Origin of the sequence: Kaistia sp. UC242_56, assembly GCF_044452255.1 — a bacterium.
GTDB classification, from domain to species: Bacteria; Pseudomonadota; Alphaproteobacteria; order Rhizobiales; family Kaistiaceae; genus Kaistia; species Kaistia defluvii_A.
In genome coordinates this window covers 4,289,586-4,306,813 of record NZ_JBIOAN010000002.1, presented here as the reverse complement: position 1 = coordinate 4,306,813, position 17,228 = coordinate 4,289,586, and the positions used below count along the sequence as shown (strand labels likewise).

The window sequence follows — 17,228 nt, the reverse complement described above, 5'->3', positions numbered from 1 at the left end:
CATGCGCGTCGGGCTCGCCTTTTCCGCCGTTGCCCACCTCTCGGTTCTCGCCTTGGGGCTCTTTGGGCTGCCCGACAACAAGCCGTTCGATGCGACCATGGTCGAGTCGATGCCGGTCGACCTCGTGCCCATCTCGGAACTGACCAGTCTGCAGAAGGGCAAGAAGACCGCCGAGGTCAAGAACAAGCCGTCTCCGAACAAGCCTTCCGAGAAGGAGACGCCGAAGCCGTCGCCGACGCCGCCGAAGCCGGCGCAGCCGTCGACGCCGCCTCCGCCGCCCCCGCCGCCGCAGCCCAAGTCGGAACCGACGCCGCCCGCGCCCACTCCGCCTGAGCCCACGCCCGCACCGCCCGAGCCGACGCCGCCGGAGCCGCCCAAGCCTGCCCCGGCCGAGGTGAAGCCCGAGCCGACGCCCGAACCCGCGCCTGCGCCGAAGGAGGCCGAGGCCACGCCGCCGCAGCCCGCACCCAAGCCGCGCGTCAAACCGCAGCCGCCGAAGCCGGTCGAGACCGCCGAAGCGCCGAAGAAGCAGCCGGACAAGCCAGCCAAGCAGCCCTCGCAGAGTACGACGCCGTCGGATTTCGACCCCGACCGCATTGCCGCCCTGCTGGACAAGACCAAGCCGACCGGCGGCGAGACGCGGAGCCAGGAACAGGAATCGTTTGGCGCGGAAGAGGAGCGCAATCCGAGCGCGACGATGACCCAGAGCGAGATCGACGCGCTGCGCGCGCAGATCCAGCGCTGCTGGAACATTCCGGTCGGCTGGACGGATCCGAAGGACGTCACCGTCACGATCCGCTTCAAGCTGAACCAGGACGGCACGGTCAATGGCGTGCCGTCGATCCAGCAATATCCCGGCCAGCCAGTATGGTACGGTCGCCGCGGATCGAGCGGTTGGCGCCGTTCTCCAGTGCGGCCCGTATCAGCTTCCGGCCGAGAAGTATGATCTTTGGAGCGAGGTCCAGATGCGATTCTCCCCGCAAGGATGAGAATCGCCGTCGTCACTGCTCTGCCGTTATCTTCGGCCACAACCGAACCAGCACAGAAGATTTGGATTACAGGAACAGCACCATGACGGTTCACGCCCCCGATACAGGCGCCGCGGCCGGTCCGCGCCGCCTAAGCCGAATGTCCTTCGGAGCGGCCCTGCTTTTCGCCGCTGCCTTCGTGGTGGCGACTGTCCCGTTCACCCAGCGCGCCGAAGCCCTGATCGAGCTCGACGTGACGCAGGGCAATGTCCAGCCGCTGCCGATCGCCATTCCGACCTTCATCGGCGGAACGCAGGCCGACGCCCAACTTGCGGCGGACGTCTCCGGCGTCATCGCCGCCGACCTGAAGCGCTCGGGCCTGTTCCTGCCGCTCGACCAGGCCGCCTTCATCGAGAAGATCACCAACGCCAACCAGACGCCCAACTTCCAGAGCTGGACGGTGATCAAGGCGCAGGCGCTCGTCACCGGCGGCGTCACCCGCCAGTCGGACGGAAGGCTGCGCGCCGAGTTCCGCCTGTGGGACATCTATGCCGGCCAGCAGATGGCCGGGCAGCAGTTCTACACGACGCCGGAAAACTGGCGCCGCGTCGCCCATATCATCGCCGACGCGATCTATGAGCGCCTGACCGGCGAGCAGGGCTATTTCGACAGCCGCGTCGTCTACGTCGACGAGAGCGGCCCGAAGGACAAGCGCGTCAAGCGCCTGGCCATCATGGACCAGGACGGCGCCAATTCGCGCTACCTGACCCGTGGCAACGACCTGGTTCTGACGCCGCGCTTCAATCCTTCCGCGCAGGAAGTCGTCTACATGTCCTACGGCGCCGACCAGCCGCGGGTCTATCTGCTCAACATCGAGACCGGCCAGCGCGAACTGGTCGGCAATTTCCCCGGCATGACCTTCGCGCCGCGCTTCTCGCCCGATGGCCAGCGCATCGTGATGAGCTTCGAGGACCAGGGCAACGCCAACATCTATGCGATGGACCTGCGTTCGCGCCGCACCACGCGTCTGACCAACTCGGCCTCGATCGATACCAGCCCGTCCTATGCGCCCGATGGCTCGCGCATCGTCTTCACCTCGGATCGTGGCGGCAGCCAGCAGATCTACGTGATGGGCGCCGACGGCTCGAACCCGCAGCGCATCTCGTTCGGCCAGGGTTCCTACTCGACCCCGGTCTGGTCGCCGCGCGGCGATCTGATCGCCTTCACGCGCCAGTCGGCCGGCGGTTTCGCCATCGGCGTGATGAAGCCGGACGGCTCGGGCGAGCGCATCCTGACCGAGGGCTTCCACAATGAAGGCCCGACCTGGTCGCCCAATGGTCGCGTGTTGATGTTCTTCCGCGACACGCCTGGCGCGAATGGCGGTCCGCAGCTCTGGTCGGTCGATCTGACCGGCTATAACGAGTTCAAGGTCCCGACGCCGGCCTTCGGCTCGGATCCCGCCTGGTCGCCCTTGATCAACTGAGATCGAGCGGATAGTTTCCAAGCCGTCGGCGCCCCGCGCCGGCGGCTTTTTTCATCGCCGTGCGTATTTCGGTAATCATGTTCCCGCCCCTCGTTAGGCATGTGGGAATTCAGGCCGGGCCTAGTGTTTTCCGGCAACCGTCTCGCTCCCACGGCCGTGCGTTAACCTCCTCTCAACCACGTTTTTGAACCCGCGCTTAACCAACGGGCTGCTAATACCGCCTCATGTCCGAGTATGGTGGACAAGGAGTTATCTTCATGACGAATACTCACCCCATTCTGCGCGGCGCCAAGTTCGTCGTGTTCCTCGGTGCAGCGCTTGCGTTGGCAGCCTGCGCCAATAAGCCGGGCGCCGGTGGCGCTGGCGGCGCCGGCGGTTACGGCTCCGGTGGCATTGGTTCGGCGAGCCCGGGCAGCGCCCAGGATTTCGTCGTCAATGTCGGCGACCGCATCTTCTTCACGACCGACCAGACCGAAATCTCGTCGGCCAACCGCGCGACGCTGGACAAGCAGGCCCAGTGGCTGCAGCAGTATCCGCGCTACCAGGTCACGATCGAAGGCCATGCCGACGAGCGCGGCACGCGTGAATACAACATCGCGCTGGGCGCCCGTCGCGCCACCAACACCAAGAACTACCTGGTTTCGCGCGGCATCAATCCCGCCCGTATCCGCACGATCTCCTACGGCAAGGAGCGGCCTGTCGCCGTCTGCAACGACATTTCCTGCTGGTCGCAGAACCGTCGTGCCGTCACCGTGCTGAACAACGCCGGCTCGTGATCGCTGTCCACCATACGGTTTGACGGAAACGGCGGCCTCTGGCCGCCGTTTCTGTTTGTGCGACGCCGCAATTTGGCCGAACTCAACCCGCCCAGATAGGCAGATGAAGACGATAGAGCGGCGGACCCGCGACGATCCTTCAACGGATGGGCTGATGAAACAGAGAATTCCGATCCTGACCGCCGTGCTGTTCGCAGCCGGGCTGACCTTCGCCACGACCGGCCCGGCCGATGCCGGCCTGTTCGACCGGCTGAAGCGCGGCCCGGAGGAGCAGGTTCCGCCGGCAGGGGTTGGCGATGGCGGTTTCGCGCCGGCGCAGGCGACCCCGAATGACGGCCAGGCGAGCATGCGCATGGACCGCATCGAGCAGCAGATGCGCGACATGACCGGCCAGATCGAACAGCTGACCTTCCAGGTCCGCCAGCTGCAGGAGCAGTTGCAGCGCCTTCAGGGTGGTGGTGGCGCCGATGCTGGCGCCGGCAAGCGTTCCGAAGCGCCGCCGCTGCGCGCGCGCGTGCCGTCGCCGGCCGCCGCCAATGCGCCGCCTGCCGCGCGGGGCGGCGATCCGATCGGCCAAGCCATCGGCTCGACCGATGGCGAGATGGAAGGCACGGTGCCGGTCGGGCAGGGCGCCCCGCCGCGCGATCTCGGCCAATTGACGCTCGACCCCAATGCGCCGATCGACCTGTCGCAGGGCGGCGCCGCGGTGCCGGGCGCCGCTGCCGGTGCAGCTCCGCGCTCCACGGGTAGCCCGCGGGGCGACTATGACGCGGCCTACAGCCAGGTGCTGAAGGGCGACTATGACGTCGCCGAGGCGTCGTTCCAGCAGTTCCTGCGCCAGTATCCCGGCGATCCGCTCGCCGCCGACGCCCAGTATTGGCTCGGCGAGAGCCTCTATGCCCGCCAGGATTACCGCGGCGCTGCGGATTCCTTCCTCTCCGGCTACAAGAAGTATCCCAAGAGCGGCAAGGCGCCCGATATGCTGCTGAAGCTCGGCATGTCGCTCGCCGGCCTCAAGCAGCGCGAGGCGGCCTGCGCCACCTATGCCGAAGTGCTGAAGCAGTATCCGAAGAGCTCGAATGCCCTTGTCCAGCGGGTCAAGCAAGAACAGGCCAGTGCCAGCTGCTGATAGCTCGCTGCTGAACGACGGCGCGAGGCTTGACGACCTGTTCGCACCGTTCGCGGAGACGGAATGCCTGGCCCTTGCCGTCTCGGGCGGGGCCGACTCACTGGCTCTGCTCCTTCTCGCGCAACGTTGGCGCACCGCTCGCCCGACCGGGCCCGACCTGCTGGTGCTGACCGTCGATCATGGCCTTCGGCCTGAATCAGCCGCCGAGGCCCGCTTTGTCGGCGAGATCGCGAAACGCCACGGACTTCGATTCCAGTCCCTGCTTTGGACGGATCCCGCTCCCCTTCGCGGAATCGAGGCCGCCGCCCGCGCCGCGCGTTATGCGCTACTGCTCGACGCGGCGCGCCAGGCCGGCGCGACCCACCTTGCCACCGCCCATCATCGCGACGACCAGGCCGAGACCTTCCTCATGCGCCTGGCGCGCGGTTCCGGTGTCTACGGGCTGGCTGCCATGGCGCGGGATGTCGAGCGCGCCGGCATCCGCCTCGTCCGGCCGCTGCTCGACGTGCCGCATGATGACCTCGTTGATGTCGTCCGCGCTGTTGGGCTCCAGCCCGTCGACGACCCGCACAATGCCGATCCCGCCTTTGACCGCGTCCGCTTTCGCCGGCTGATGCCGATCCTCGCTGCCGAAGGGCTGGATGCGGAGACACTGGCGGCCACGGCGAAGCGACTGGGCCGCGCGGCGGCGGCGCTCGACAGCTATGTCGGACGGCTGTTCGAGCGGGCGGCGACCCTCGACGCCACCGGCGGCGTCCGGCTCGATGCCGCCGCCTGGAACGGGGAGCCGGAGGAGGTGCGCCTGCGGGCGCTCGCCCGCATCCTGCGCGCGGCCGGCGGTGCGGCCTATGTTCCGCGGCTGGAAAGCCTGGAGACGCTGGAAATGGCGATGCGCCAGGCGCTCCAAGGCGAGCCATCCGTTAAACTCGCACGCACCCTGGCCGGGGTGTTGATCGACCTACGGCAGGGCGTCTACCGCTTCCAGCGCGAGCCGGGGCGCGAGGGTTTGGCCGAAATTACAGTCGAAAGCGGCTTTTCCGGCATCTGGGACGGCCGATTTGCTGTCCGCATGACGTCCGGGGCGGCGGGGGCGTTTACCATCGGCGCGCTGGGAGCCGAGGGGCGGCGACAATTTGCCGTCTGCGTACCGAAGGGCATGCCACGCGCCATTGAGGCGCTGCCGGCGCTGCGGCGAAATGGCGAAATCGTTGCGGTTCCGGGGCTGGGCATCGCGGCGGATGCGGCGCTCGGCGTAGGGTTCGAGGCGTCCTCACTGGTGGGTGAGCGGATGCTGGAACCGGTCCGATCAGCCGAATGAGCCGCCGGATCTAAACCATTGCCGCATTTTCCGCGCTTTCATTGGCATAGCTCATATTGGCTTAAGCGGTCGGGCCACCTATCTTAGCTTTCAAATGAGCGGCACCTCGGCCGTAATCCTGCCCTTGAAGGGATTCTGATGAACGCGAATTTTCGCAACTTCGCAGTTTGGGTCATCATTGGCCTGCTGCTGATCGCCCTGTTCAATCTGTTTCAGAACCCGGGACCGCGCGCCGCCGGCCAGGACATTGCGTATTCGCAGTTCCTCAGCGACGTCGATAGCGGACGCGTGAAAAGCGTCGTCATCGCCGGACAGCAGATTTCCGGCAGCTATACCGACAATTCCAGCTTCCAGACCTTCGCGCCCAATGACGCGGATCTGGTCAAGCGCCTCGAGAACAAGAGCATCTCGATCACGGCGAAGCCGCCGACCGAAGGCGGCACCTCGCTGATCGGCGTGCTGATCTCGTGGTTCCCGATGTTCCTGATCCTCGCGGTCTGGATCTTCTTCATGCGCCAGATGCAGGGCGGCGCCGGCGGCAAGGCGATGGGCTTCGGCAAGTCCAAGGCCAAGCTGCTGACGGAAGCCCATGGCCGCGTCACCTTCGACGACGTCGCGGGTGTCGACGAGGCCAAGGAAGATCTTCAGGAGATCGTCGAGTTCCTGCGCGACCCGCAGAAGTTCCAGCGTCTGGGGGGCCGCATTCCGCGCGGCGTGCTGCTGGTTGGCCCTCCGGGCACCGGTAAGACGCTGACGGCCCGCGCCGTCGCCGGCGAAGCCAATGTGCCGTTCTTCACCATCTCGGGTTCCGACTTCGTCGAAATGTTCGTCGGCGTCGGTGCGTCCCGCGTGCGTGACATGTTCGAGCAGGCGAAGAAGAACTCGCCCTGCATCATCTTCATCGACGAAATCGACGCGGTCGGCCGTCATCGTGGCGCCGGTCTCGGCGGCGGTAACGACGAGCGCGAGCAGACGCTGAACCAGCTGCTGGTCGAGATGGATGGCTTCGAGCAGAACGAAGGCGTGATCATCATCGCGGCGACCAACCGTCCCGACGTGCTGGATCCGGCGCTGCTGCGTCCCGGCCGTTTCGATCGCCAGGTCATGATCCCGAACCCGGATGTCATCGGCCGCGAGAAGATCCTGAAGGTCCATGCCCGTAAGGTGCCGATGGCGCCGGATGTCGACCTGAAGACGCTCGCCCGCGGCACTCCCGGCTTCTCCGGCGCCGATCTGATGAACCTGGTCAATGAAGGTGCCTTGCTCGCGGCCCGCCGCAACAAGCGCATCGTCACCATGGCCGAGTTCGAGGACGCCAAGGACAAGGTGATGATGGGCGCCGAGCGCAAGTCGATGGCGATGACCGCCGAAGAGAAGCGCAACACCGCCTATCACGAGGCCGGCCACGCGATCATCGCGCTGCTGCTCTCCGGCACGATCGACCCGATCCACAAGGCCACGATCATTCCCCGCGGCCGGGCGCTCGGCATGGTGATGACGCTGCCGGAATCGGATCGCTACAACTGGACCTACGAGAAGGCCAAGTCGCGACTGATCATGCTGTTCGGCGGTCGCGAGGCCGAGATCCTGACCTTCGGTCCGGAAAAGGTGACGACCGGCGCCAGCGGCGATATCCAGATGGCAACCGGACTTGCGCGCTCCATGGTGATGGAGTGGGGCATGTCGGAGCGTCTGGGCCGCGTGCGCTACCGTTCGAACGAGCAGGAAGTCTTCCTCGGTCATTCGGTCTCGCAGTCGACCAACATTTCCGACGAGACCGCCAAGATCATCGACGAGGAAGTGCGCAAGCTGATCGAGGAAGGGGAGAGCGAGGCGCGTCGCCTGATCACGGAAAACCGTGACAAGTTCGTCGCCATCGCCGAAGCCCTGCTCGAATACGAGACGCTGTCGGGCGAGGAGATCCGCAATCTCCTCGAAGGCAAGCCGCCCATCCGCGACACCGGGGACGATGTCCCGCCGTCGCGCCCCTCGGTGGTGCCGACGACCCGCGGACCTCGCCCGAAGGGCGACACCGGCCTCGAGCCGCAGCCGCAGGTCTGATCGACCGCATGAATGCAAAAAGGGCGGGACCTGGGTCCCGCCCTTTTTCTTTGTCCGTTCGGTCGTCTCAGGCGGCCTTGCTGGCGGCAGCCGCGCCGATCACGGTTTCGGAATCGGTGATCGTCGCGCCATAGATGGTGCGCAGATAGTCGATCGCCGCAGCGCTATCGACGCCGTCGAACACGCAGATGCCATCGGTCGGGATTTCGATGCCATAGCCGCGAATGAAGGCGCCATAGCTGGAGTGCCGGACGCAGCAATGGGTGTGCTGGCCCACGATGACGACGTCGGTGACGCCATAGCCCTGCAGGATCTCGTGCAGTCCGGTCTCGTCGAAGGCGCCGTAGAAGCGCTTGGGCGAGACGATCTCGCGCGGGGCGCCGATCGGCTTCAGCGTGTCGATGACGTCGGCGCCGCGCGTGCCGGCCATGGCGTGCGGCCCCCAGATGGCGATCTCGGCATCATCGGCGCGATGGGCATCATTCGAATAGACGAGAAGCCAATCCGGATTGGCGCGCGCATGATCGATCAGCCTGGCGATAACAGGCACGATCTTCGATGCGTGCATTTCATTGTTCAGCACGCCCGAGTAGAAGTCGTTCAGCATGTCGACGATGATGAGGGCCTTCATATCCTGCTCCTGATGCGGGAAGGGAAGCCCCCCTTGCCATCGCGCCCGGCGGGGCGAAATGCACATTGCGTGTGCGGCTGAAATATTCGGCTTCCGAACCAAATTTCGGCAAGCCTGGCCAAATTGCTCAATGAAATCTGGACCTTATGGTCAAGGAATCGAGCCTGGATTTGTCGGCGTCGGAAGCGGGCGAGCTGCAACGGGCCCGCGTGTAACAAGTGCTTATGATTTTTGAACGGTTTCGCCGCAATGCTGGGTTAAGACTGCCGGCGAATAAGGAGACGGATTCGACGCATGGCTCGCAAATTCTTCGGTACCGACGGCATTCGGGGCAAGGCCAACGCCTTTCCGATCACCCCGCAACTGGCACTGCAGGTGGGGATCGCCGCGGGGCTGGCGTTCCGGAATGGCGGCCATCGGCACCGCGTGGTGATCGGCAAGGATACGCGCCTGTCCGGCTACATGATCGAGCCGGCGCTGACGGCGGGGTTCACGGCTGCCGGCATGGATGTTTTCCTGCTCGGCCCGATGCCGACGCCCGCCGTTGCCATGCTGACCCGCTCGCTGCGCGCCGATCTCGGCGTCATGATCTCCGCCTCGCACAACCCGTATGAGGATAACGGCATCAAGCTGTTCGGTCCCGACGGCTACAAGCTTTCCGATGAGACCGAAGCCAAGATCGAGGCGCTGATCGAGGAGGACCTTTCCGGTCGCCTGGCTGGCTCCGCCGACCTCGGCCGCGCCAAGCGCATCGATGGCGCGCAGGAGCGCTATGTCGAATTCGCCAAGCGGACCCTGCCGAAAACCCTTGACCTCGCCGGCCTGCGCATCGTCGTCGATTGCGCCAATGGTGCCGCCTACAAGGTGGCGCCTGCCGTGCTTTGGGAACTGGGCGCGGAGGTGATCACCATCGGCGCCGAGCCGAATGGCTTCAACATCAACCTCGATGTCGGTTCGACGGCAACGGATGCGCTGCGCAAGAAGGTGCATGAAGTGCGCGCCGATATCGGCATCGCGCTGGATGGCGATGCCGACCGGGTCATCATCGTCGATGAAAATGGCGAAGTGGTCGATGGCGACCAACTGATGGCCGTCGTCGCCCAGTCCTGGGCCGAGGACGGGCTTCTGTCGCAGCCGGGTATCGTTGCCACGGTCATGTCCAATCTCGGCCTGGAGCGCTTTCTGGCCTCGATCGGCCTCAGCCTTGCCCGCACCAAGGTCGGCGACCGCTATGTCGTCGAGCACATGCGCCAGCACGGCTTCAATGTCGGCGGCGAGCAGTCCGGCCACCTGATCCTGTCCGATTTCTCGACCACGGGCGACGGCCTCGTCTCGGCGCTGCAGATCCTCGCGGTCGTGCGCAAGACCGGCAAGCCGGTCAGCGAAGTCTGCCGCCGCTTCGAGCCGGTACCGCAGATCCTCAAGAACCTGCGCTTCGGCGGCGGCAAGCCGCTGGAGAAGGCAAGCGTCAAGGCAGCCATCGCCGATGGCGAGGCGCGGCTTGGCAAGACCGGCCGCCTGGTCATCCGCCCCTCCGGCACGGAGCCGCTGATCCGCGTCATGGCCGAGGGCGACGATCATGCCCTGGTGGAAGCCGTGGTCGACGACATCATCGGTGCATTGAAGCTGGTCGCCTGAGCGGCCGCTTTCCGGTCTTCGCCAACGTTATCCACGGACGGGCCGTCGCGCTTGCTTGGCGCGGGGGCCCGAACCTTTTCCTGCAGGCGGAAATCTGCCGCGGGAGGCGGCGCTGGCACTTCGAAACGGCATTTTTGACACGGCCGTTATGCTTAACCTTCCGTTGCGGCGGAAAGATTCTGGTTAAGAGTTGTAGTTAATCCGATGTTAAAAGGTTCTGGCTGAAATTCCGTCCCATGAGTTTCGGGATTGCGCAAGTCGTGGTCCGGCCTTCGATGGGGGATAGGATGACCAGATCAAGAATAGCGGCCCTCGCGATTGCGGCGGGCCTTGGCTGTACAGCGCCCGGCGGCGCCGCGATCGCAGCGGACCTGCCTTATGTGGAGCCCGTGCCGCTGGCAACCGGCGGCTGGTACCTGCGCGGCGCCATAGGCATGAGCAACCAGCGCCTCGGCAATCTCGACTACCAGTATTTCGAGACCCCCGGCTACGCGACCGAGTGGATCAATAAGGGCGATTTCTCGTCCGCCCCGACCTTCAGCCTCGGCGCCGGCTATCAGTTCAACGACTGGTTCCGCGCTGATTTGACCGGGCAGTATCGCGGCAAGGCGGATTTCTCCGCGACGCAGCGCGTGACGCCGCTGGAAGGCGCTCCCTTTAGCGACGACTATACCGCGCAGAAGTCCGAATGGCTGTTCCTGGCCAATGGCTATGTCGATCTCGGCACCTATCACGGCATCACGCCCTATGTCGGCGCCGGCATCGGTACGTCGCGCAATACGATCTCCGGCTTTCGCGACGTGAATACGGAACTGAATGGCGGCGGTTATGCCGGCAGCGATTCGCAGTGGAACTTCGCCTGGGCGCTGCATGCCGGTCTCGGCTTCAAGGTGACCGAGAACCTGATCTTCGATCTCGGCTACAGCTATGTCGATCTTGGCAATGGCAAGACCGACACCGCCTACAACATCGACCCGAATTATTCGCGGCCGAACGATGGCTTCAAGTTCAAGAACATCACCTCGCATGATGTGAACTTCGGCATCCGCTACCTGTTCAACTGATCGTTCCACCCGCAGGATGCGAGGCGCGCCATGGCAGCATGGCGCGCCTTTTTGCATCCGGGGGAGGGCCAGGAACGGCTAGACCTGCGTCGGCTCGATCGGCGCTCCACGCCGAAGCAGGCGAAGGGCTAGCCGCGTCGCCAAGCGGCTCGCGTCCTCGACGCGCAAGGTATGTAACCTGAGCCGGCGGGCGTCTTCCGATTTCGCAGCATCGACGTCCGTGAATTCGAGGGTCAGCGTGATCCGGCGTCCGAAGCGTCCGATGTCGACCGGCAGATGCAGCCACCGCTTTCGGAAGACCCTCGGCCTCAGCGTGAAGGCGCCGACGAAGACGTCGTTGATTTTTATCCGAACGCTCTGTTGCCAGCACCGATCCGGAAACGCCGGACGAGCGCGGAAGCTCAGAACCGGCTTGCGTATTTCCGCGGGCAAAACGAGCGTCAGGGCCGCGATCCGCTTGTCGTTCCAGGTGCCTTTTCGCCCGCTAGCGGACCAGCCGTCGTCGAGCACCTGCCAGCCCTGTTCGGGGCGGCTGAAATCGATGGAAATGCCGCTATCCTGCTTGGTCCCCCGGGGCGGCACGGCAACCTCGGATGCCGCCGCGGCCGCGCTTCGTATCTGCTCCGCATATCGCGCCGCATTCCCTTCGGGATGGAATTTTTCGAGTGCCTTTCTCCGGCCATTGTCGCCCAGGCGTCGTCGGAGGCCGCCGTCGCTCGACAAAGTCGCCAGTGCCGGGACGAGGCCGGCAAGGCAGGCCGGCTCGTCGTCCAGTGGGGAGGGGACGAGAATGCCGGTCGATTCGTCCACCTGCTCAGGAATGCCGTCGACGGCGGTGGCCAGCACCGGAAGTCCCGTGGCCATCGCTTCGAGAATCGAGATCGGCATACCCTCCATCAGCGACGGCAGCGCGAAGATGTCTGCGGCGGCGAGCAGATCCGGAATATCCGAGCGGTATCCGAGCAGGACGACATGCGCGGCCAGGCCGAATTCCTCGATCGTCTGCCGGATCCCGGCCAGATAGGCCTCTGCTCCCTCGCCCGCGAAAACCAGCTTGATGCGGTCGCCTGCGCCGGGTTGCTCCTGTCGCAAGCGATGCAGGGCTTCGATCAGCAAGTGCTGGCCTTTGCTGATTTCGACGCGGGCCGACACCAGCACCACTACCTCGTCCTCTGCAATACCGAGCGCGCGCCGGACACGGGATCGGGTGCCTTCGCTTGCCGGCTCGAAGAAGGACGCGGCGCAGCTATTGGCGATCGTCACCGTCGGGGCCGTAATTTCCGGGATCAGTGTCGCAAACTTCCGGCGATTGGCCTCCGAGACCAGGACGATCTGCGCTGATGCATTCATCGCGTCGATGGCGCTGGAAAGCAGGGTTGGCTGCAAGCGCCGGACCCCGTCCGGCACACCGTTCACGACGCTGACATAGGGGATGTGCCGACGGCGCGCCTCCTGCTTCAGCGCCAAATGCGAGTTGATGACGCCCGCATCGACGAAGAGGATGACGTCCGGCTGTGACCGGTCGAGCAGGTCGGCCGCTTCGTGAAGGCGATGGGCCGAGCGCATCGCATTCGATTCGCGACATCGCGAATTGTGGATCGCGATGCCTTCCTCACCGACGGACGAGAAGAAGGTCTCGCTTGCCAAAGTGAAATTGTAGCCGAATGCGACGTCGAACTCAGCGGCAAGACCTATCGCCAGTCGCCTGGCGACGTTTGCTGTTCCGCCCGCCTGGTCGTCGTCGGTGAGGATGAGAAGCTTGGACAAAATGGGAAGGCTCCGTTCCCGACGATACGCGACTTGATAGATTGTATATACCCAGAAACTAATATCTAAAGTTGTATCGAGCCTTTCGAAAATCGTTTGGCTTGGCTGTCATTGACTTCCCCCTACCTCAGGCGTAAACGCGTCGGCGGGACACGCCTCCCCAACGAGGCGCTGACTATCTGAGAGGATAGAAAATGGCTGACTTCGCTACGCCCGCCCGCCGGCCGGTGAACGCAAACTATTCTTCCGGCCCCTGCGCCAAGCGTCCTGGTTGGACCCTGGATGCGCTCAAGGATGCGGCCCTCGGCCGATCCCACCGGGCCAAGATCGGCAAGACCAAGCTCCAGAACGCCATCGACCTGACCCGCGACGTGCTCGGCGTTCCCGCCGACTACCGCATCGGCATCGTTCCGGCGTCCGATACGGGCGCCGTCGAGATGGTGCTGTGGTCGATGCTCGGCGCCCGCGGCGTCGACATGCTGGCCTGGGAGTCCTTCGGCGAAGGCTGGGTCACCGATGTCGTCAAGCAGCTGAAGCTGGAAGACGTCCGCACCTTCACGGCCGATTACGGCAAGCTTCCCGACCTCAACAAGGTCGATTTCGACCGCGACGTCGTCTTCACCTGGAACGGCACCACTTCGGGCGTCCGCGTTCCGAATGGCGACTGGATCGACGCCGACCGCGCCGGCCTGACCATCTGCGACGCCACCTCGGCCGCTTTCGCGCAGGATCTCGCCTGGGACAAGCTCGATGTCGTGACCTTCTCCTGGCAGAAGGTTCTCGGCGGCGAGGGCGCCCATGGCATGCTGATCCTGAGCCCCCGCGCCGTCGAGCGCCTCGAGACCTACAAGCCAGCCTGGCCGCTGCCGAAGATCTTCCGCATGACCAAGGGCGGCAAGCTCATCGACGGCATCTTCGTTGGCGAGACGATCAACACGCCGTCCATGCTGGCGGTCGAGGATTATCTCGACGCGCTCACCTGGGCGAAGTCGCTGGGCGGCTGGAAGGCCCTGCAGGCCCGCGCCGACGCCAACCTCAAGGTCCTGGCCGACTGGGTCGAAAAGACCAGCTGGATCGACTTCCTGCCGGTCGTCGAGAACACGCGTTCGAACACGTCGGTTTGCCTGATCATCACCGATCCGGCCATCAAGGCGCTCGACGACAAGGCGCAGGCCGCCTTCGCCAAGGCCGTCTCGACCGCGCTCGACAAGGCCGGCGTCGCCTATGACATCGGCTCCTACCGCGATGCGCCCGCCGGCCTTCGCATCTGGGCTGGCGCGACGATCGAGGCTTCCGATCTCGCCATCGTCACCGAGTGGCTCGACTGGGCTTTTGCCTCGCAGAAGGCCGCCCTCCAGGCCGCCTGATCCAACGCGCTTCCTGGCCGGGGTTCGCCCCGGCCGACATTCCCATTCCCCGTTTGATGCGCCAGCTTGTCCCGTTGGCGTCATCCCCGCGAAGGCGGGGATCCGTTCCGCCCAAGGCTTCGGCTGGATGGATCCCGGATCTCCGCTTCGCTTCGTCCGGGATGACGACTGATGGTGACGGCGGCGAACCCAAAGGAACCATTCACTATGGCACCGCGCGTTCTCATTTCCGACAAGCTCTCCAAGACCGCCGTCCAGATCTTCAAGGATCGCGGCGTCGAGGTCGACTATCTGCCCGACCTCGGCAAGGACAAGGAAAAGCTGCTCGAGATCATCGGCAATTATGATGGTCTCGCCATCCGCTCGAATACCAAGGTGACCGAGAAGGTCATCGCCGCCGCGAAGAACCTTCGCGTCATCGGCCGCGCCGGAATCGGCGTCGACAATGTCGACATCCCGGCCGCGACCGCCAAGGGCATCATCGTGATGAACACGCCCTTCGGCAATTCGATCACCACGGCCGAGCACGCCATCGCGATGATCTTCGCGACCGCGCGCCAGATCCCCGAAGCCAATGCCTCGACCCAGGCCGGCAAGTGGGAGAAGAACCGCTTCATGGGCGTCGAAGTGACGGGCAAGACGCTCGGCATCATCGGCTGCGGCAATATCGGCTCGATCGTCGCCGAACGCGGCGTCGGCCTCAAGATGCGCGTCATCGCCTTCGATCCGTTCCTGTCGCCGGAGCGCGCGATCGATCTCGGCGTCGAGAAGGTCGAGCTGGAGGAGCTGTTCCGCCGAGCCGACTTCATCACCCTGCACACGCCGCTGATCGACAAGACGCGCGGCATCATCGACGCCAAGGCGATCGCGATGATGAAGGACGGCGTCCGCATCATCAATTGCGCGCGTGGCGGTCTTGTCGTCGAGAAGGATCTTGCCGAGGCGCTGAAGTCCGGCAAGGTGGCCGGCGCCGGCTTCGACGTGTTCGAGGAAGAGCCCGCGACCGAGAACGTGCTGTTCGGCCTGCCCAACGTCGTCGCCACGCCGCATCTCGGCGCTTCGACCACGGAAGCGCAGGAGAACGTCGCGCTGCAGGTTGCCGAGCAGATGGCCGATTACCTGGTCAAGGGCGCCGTCTCGAACGCGCTCAACATGCCGTCGATCACCGCCGAGGAAGCGCCGCGCCTGACGCCGTTCGTCAAGCTCGCCGAACAGCTCGGTTCGTTCGCCGGCCAGCTGACCGAGACGGGTATCACGGCGATCAAGCTCGAATATGAAGGCGCCGTCGCGGAGATGAATGTCCGCGCGCTGACCGCCGCGGCGCTCGCTGCCGTGCTGCGGCCGCAGCTGCAGACCATCAACATGGTCTCGGCCCCGGCCATCGCCAAGGAACGCGGCATCGCGGTGGAGGAAGTCCGTCGCGAGCAGCAGGGCGCCTATGAGAACTACATCCGCCTGACGGTGACGACGGAGCGCCAGGAGCGTTCGGTCGCCGGCACGGTGTTCGGCGACGTCAAGCCGCGCATCATCCAGATCAAGGGCATCAACATGGAGGCCGAGCTCGGTCCCCACATGCTCTACGTCACCAACAAGGACAAGCCGGGCTTCATCGGCCGCTTTGCCAGCTTGCTCGGCGCCGAGGGCATCAACATCGCCACCTTCAACCTCGGCCGGAAGGCTGCCGGCGAGGATGCGATCGCGCTGATCGAAGTCGACGAGGCGATCTCGGACAGCGTCATCGACCGCGTCAGCGCGCTCGAAGGTGTCGTCCAGGCCAAGCGCCTGACGTTCTGAGACTGGGCTTCAGTGCCGGAATGAAGAGGGGCGACGGGCAACCGTCGCCCTTTTTTCTTTGCTTTCTGCCGGGGCGGTCATGGTGGGGATGTGCGGCAAGCGCCGGCGGCTCGACCCGACACCGCCGTCATCCTCGCGAAGGCGAGGATCCATGCAGCCGTGCCATTGGGAGCTTCATGCATTCGCCAACCCGGCTGAATGGATCCCGGGTCAAGCCCGGGATGACGGCGAGGGTGGGGTGAGTGGAAGCGGGACGAGGCCGGGCGGGAAGGCGCAAGCTACCGCCCGAAGGAGCGAATCCTGGCGAGGCTCAGCTGCGCCAGGGCTATGCCGCCGAGGATCAGCGCGTAGCCGGCGCCGTGATACCAGCGCGGCTGTTCGCCGAGGAACAGGATGGCGATGATCGAGCCGAATACCGGCAGCAGGTGGAAGAACGGCCCGGCGCGGTTGGGGCCGATCAGGGCGACGCCGCGATTGAAGAACATGTAGGCAACGACCGACGGGATCACGACGACATAGGCGAGCACGGCGAAGGTCAACGGCGTCGCGTGCATGACCTTGCCGGAGGCGATCTCCCAGACGCAGAAAGGCACGATCATCGCCGCCCCGGCGGGGATCGTGAAGCCCAGCATCGACAGGTAGTGGATGCGCGGCCCCTTCTTCAGCAGCGCCGAATAGAAGCCATAGCAGCTGATCGCCACCAGCATGATGATGTCGCCGACATTGAGCGTCATGTGCAGCAGCACGGCCGGATCGCCGCGGCAGATGATCAGGATGACGCCGCAGAGCGACAGGCAGACGCCGGTGATCTGCGCCACCGTCATGCGATCGCGGAACAGGATCAGCGACCAGACGCCGATGACCAGCGGCGCGATTGACTGCATCAGAAGGCCGTTGATCGCCTCGGTATATTGCAGCCCGTAATAGGCAAGCGTGTTGTAGGCGCCGATGCCGGAGGCGGCGAGCAGCAGCATCACGGCGAGGCTGCCGCGGATTGCCGGCCAGTCGCGTTTCAAATGCGGCCAGGCGAAAGGCAGGATGATGACCGAAGCGCCAGCCCAGCGCACCTGCGCCAGCGCGACTGGCGGGATGCTGCCCGCGACATAGCGGCCGAGCACGATATTGATCGCCCAGAACAGGAAGGTGAGGGCGAGCAGCAGATAGGGCCGGTTGAACAACCAGGCGAAGGCCCGCGAAAGCAATGACATGAACTGGCCTCGGACAGCGGAACG

13 protein-coding genes are annotated in these 17,228 nt (G+C 64.9%); 10 read left to right on the top strand and 3 right to left on the bottom strand.

What is annotated here, in order from left to right; translation table 11 throughout:
• The first annotated feature begins 1 nt into the window (after position 1).
• The 6 genes from ACHMWQ_RS22965 (at position 2) to ftsH (ending at position 7,735) form a co-directional block, all read left to right on the top strand.
• Positions 2-946 carry a cell envelope biogenesis protein TolA gene (locus tag ACHMWQ_RS22965; protein ID WP_396309256.1) on the top strand — a complete coding sequence of 315 codons (945 nt, stop codon included), beginning with the start codon at positions 2-4 and terminating at the stop codon, positions 944-946.
• 125 nt (positions 947-1,071) lie between these two features.
• Positions 1,072-2,451 carry a Tol-Pal system beta propeller repeat protein TolB gene (gene tolB, locus ACHMWQ_RS22960; protein WP_396309255.1) on the top strand — a complete coding sequence of 460 codons (1,380 nt, stop codon included), beginning with the start codon at positions 1,072-1,074 and terminating at the stop codon, positions 2,449-2,451.
• Positions 2,452-2,708: 257 nt separating this feature from the next.
• Positions 2,709-3,227 carry a peptidoglycan-associated lipoprotein Pal gene (pal, locus tag ACHMWQ_RS22955; RefSeq protein WP_266330181.1) on the top strand — a complete coding sequence of 173 codons (519 nt, stop codon included), beginning with the start codon at positions 2,709-2,711 and terminating at the stop codon, positions 3,225-3,227.
• Positions 3,228-3,381: 154 nt separating this feature from the next.
• Complete coding sequence (ybgF, locus tag ACHMWQ_RS22950; protein WP_396309254.1) at positions 3,382-4,356, top strand: tol-pal system protein YbgF; 975 nt, start codon at positions 3,382-3,384, stop codon at positions 4,354-4,356.
• Positions 4,343-5,674, top strand: a complete 1,332-nt coding sequence (gene tilS / locus ACHMWQ_RS22945) for a tRNA lysidine(34) synthetase TilS (RefSeq protein ID WP_396309253.1) — start codon at positions 4,343-4,345, stop codon at positions 5,672-5,674. The genes ybgF and tilS overlap by 14 nt, the downstream gene beginning before the upstream one ends.
• 138 nt (positions 5,675-5,812) lie before the next feature.
• Positions 5,813-7,735, top strand: a complete 1,923-nt coding sequence (gene ftsH, locus ACHMWQ_RS22940; RefSeq protein ID WP_354551259.1) for an ATP-dependent zinc metalloprotease FtsH — start codon at positions 5,813-5,815, stop codon at positions 7,733-7,735.
• 67 nt (positions 7,736-7,802) lie between these two features.
• On the opposite strand, the gene ACHMWQ_RS22935 is transcribed toward ftsH, so the two are convergent.
• Complete coding sequence (locus ACHMWQ_RS22935) at positions 7,803-8,366, bottom strand: cysteine hydrolase family protein (protein WP_396309252.1); 564 nt, start codon at positions 8,364-8,366, stop codon at positions 7,803-7,805.
• Positions 8,367-8,660: 294 nt separating this feature from the next.
• Here ACHMWQ_RS22935 and glmM point away from each other — a divergent pair, with 294 nt between their 5' ends.
• On the top strand, positions 8,661-10,004 hold the full coding sequence (glmM, locus tag ACHMWQ_RS22930; protein WP_396309251.1) for a phosphoglucosamine mutase: 1,344 nt from the start codon (positions 8,661-8,663) through the stop codon (positions 10,002-10,004).
• A 287-nt stretch (positions 10,005-10,291) separates the two neighbouring features.
• Complete coding sequence (locus tag ACHMWQ_RS22925; protein ID WP_396309250.1) at positions 10,292-11,068, top strand: outer membrane protein; 777 nt, start codon at positions 10,292-10,294, stop codon at positions 11,066-11,068.
• 78 nt (positions 11,069-11,146) lie between these two features.
• On the opposite strand, the gene ACHMWQ_RS22920 is transcribed toward ACHMWQ_RS22925, so the two are convergent.
• Positions 11,147-12,835, bottom strand: a complete 1,689-nt coding sequence (locus ACHMWQ_RS22920; protein WP_396309249.1) for a glycosyltransferase family 4 protein — start codon at positions 12,833-12,835, stop codon at positions 11,147-11,149.
• A 194-nt stretch (positions 12,836-13,029) separates the two neighbouring features.
• On the opposite strand from ACHMWQ_RS22920, the gene ACHMWQ_RS22915 reads away from it, so the two are divergent.
• Both ACHMWQ_RS22915 and serA read left to right on the top strand, forming a co-directional pair.
• Complete coding sequence (locus ACHMWQ_RS22915; protein WP_396309248.1) at positions 13,030-14,202, top strand: phosphoserine transaminase; 1,173 nt, start codon at positions 13,030-13,032, stop codon at positions 14,200-14,202.
• Between the two features lie 207 nt (positions 14,203-14,409).
• Positions 14,410-15,996, top strand: a complete 1,587-nt coding sequence (gene serA / locus ACHMWQ_RS22910; protein ID WP_354551247.1) for a phosphoglycerate dehydrogenase — start codon at positions 14,410-14,412, stop codon at positions 15,994-15,996.
• A gap of 278 nt (positions 15,997-16,274) precedes the next feature.
• On the opposite strand, the gene ACHMWQ_RS22905 is transcribed toward serA, so the two are convergent.
• A complete protein-coding gene (locus ACHMWQ_RS22905; protein WP_396309247.1) occupies positions 16,275-17,204 on the bottom strand; it encodes a DMT family transporter in 930 nt (309 codons plus the stop codon).
• Positions 17,205-17,228: the final 24 nt, after the last annotated feature.

Excerpts from the sequence above, each read along its gene's own strand:
- ACHMWQ_RS22965 (WP_396309256.1), top strand. The coding sequence starts at position 2 with ATGCGCGTCGGGCTCGCCTTTTCCGCCGTTGCCCACCTCTCGGTTCTC.
- tolB (WP_396309255.1), top strand. The coding sequence starts at position 1,072 with ATGACGGTTCACGCCCCCGATACAGGCGCCGCGGCCGGTCCGCGCCGC.
- pal (WP_266330181.1), top strand. The coding sequence starts at position 2,709 with ATGACGAATACTCACCCCATTCTGCGCGGCGCCAAGTTCGTCGTGTTC.
- ybgF (WP_396309254.1), top strand. The coding sequence starts at position 3,382 with ATGAAACAGAGAATTCCGATCCTGACCGCCGTGCTGTTCGCAGCCGGG.
- ftsH (WP_354551259.1), top strand. The coding sequence starts at position 5,813 with ATGAACGCGAATTTTCGCAACTTCGCAGTTTGGGTCATCATTGGCCTG.
- ACHMWQ_RS22935 (WP_396309252.1), bottom strand. The coding sequence starts at position 8,366 with ATGAAGGCCCTCATCATCGTCGACATGCTGAACGACTTCTACTCGGGC.
- glmM (WP_396309251.1), top strand. The coding sequence starts at position 8,661 with ATGGCTCGCAAATTCTTCGGTACCGACGGCATTCGGGGCAAGGCCAAC.
- ACHMWQ_RS22925 (WP_396309250.1), top strand. The coding sequence starts at position 10,292 with ATGACCAGATCAAGAATAGCGGCCCTCGCGATTGCGGCGGGCCTTGGC.
- ACHMWQ_RS22915 (WP_396309248.1), top strand. The coding sequence starts at position 13,030 with ATGGCTGACTTCGCTACGCCCGCCCGCCGGCCGGTGAACGCAAACTAT.
- serA (WP_354551247.1), top strand. The coding sequence starts at position 14,410 with ATGGCACCGCGCGTTCTCATTTCCGACAAGCTCTCCAAGACCGCCGTC.
- ACHMWQ_RS22905 (WP_396309247.1), bottom strand. The coding sequence starts at position 17,204 with ATGTCATTGCTTTCGCGGGCCTTCGCCTGGTTGTTCAACCGGCCCTAT.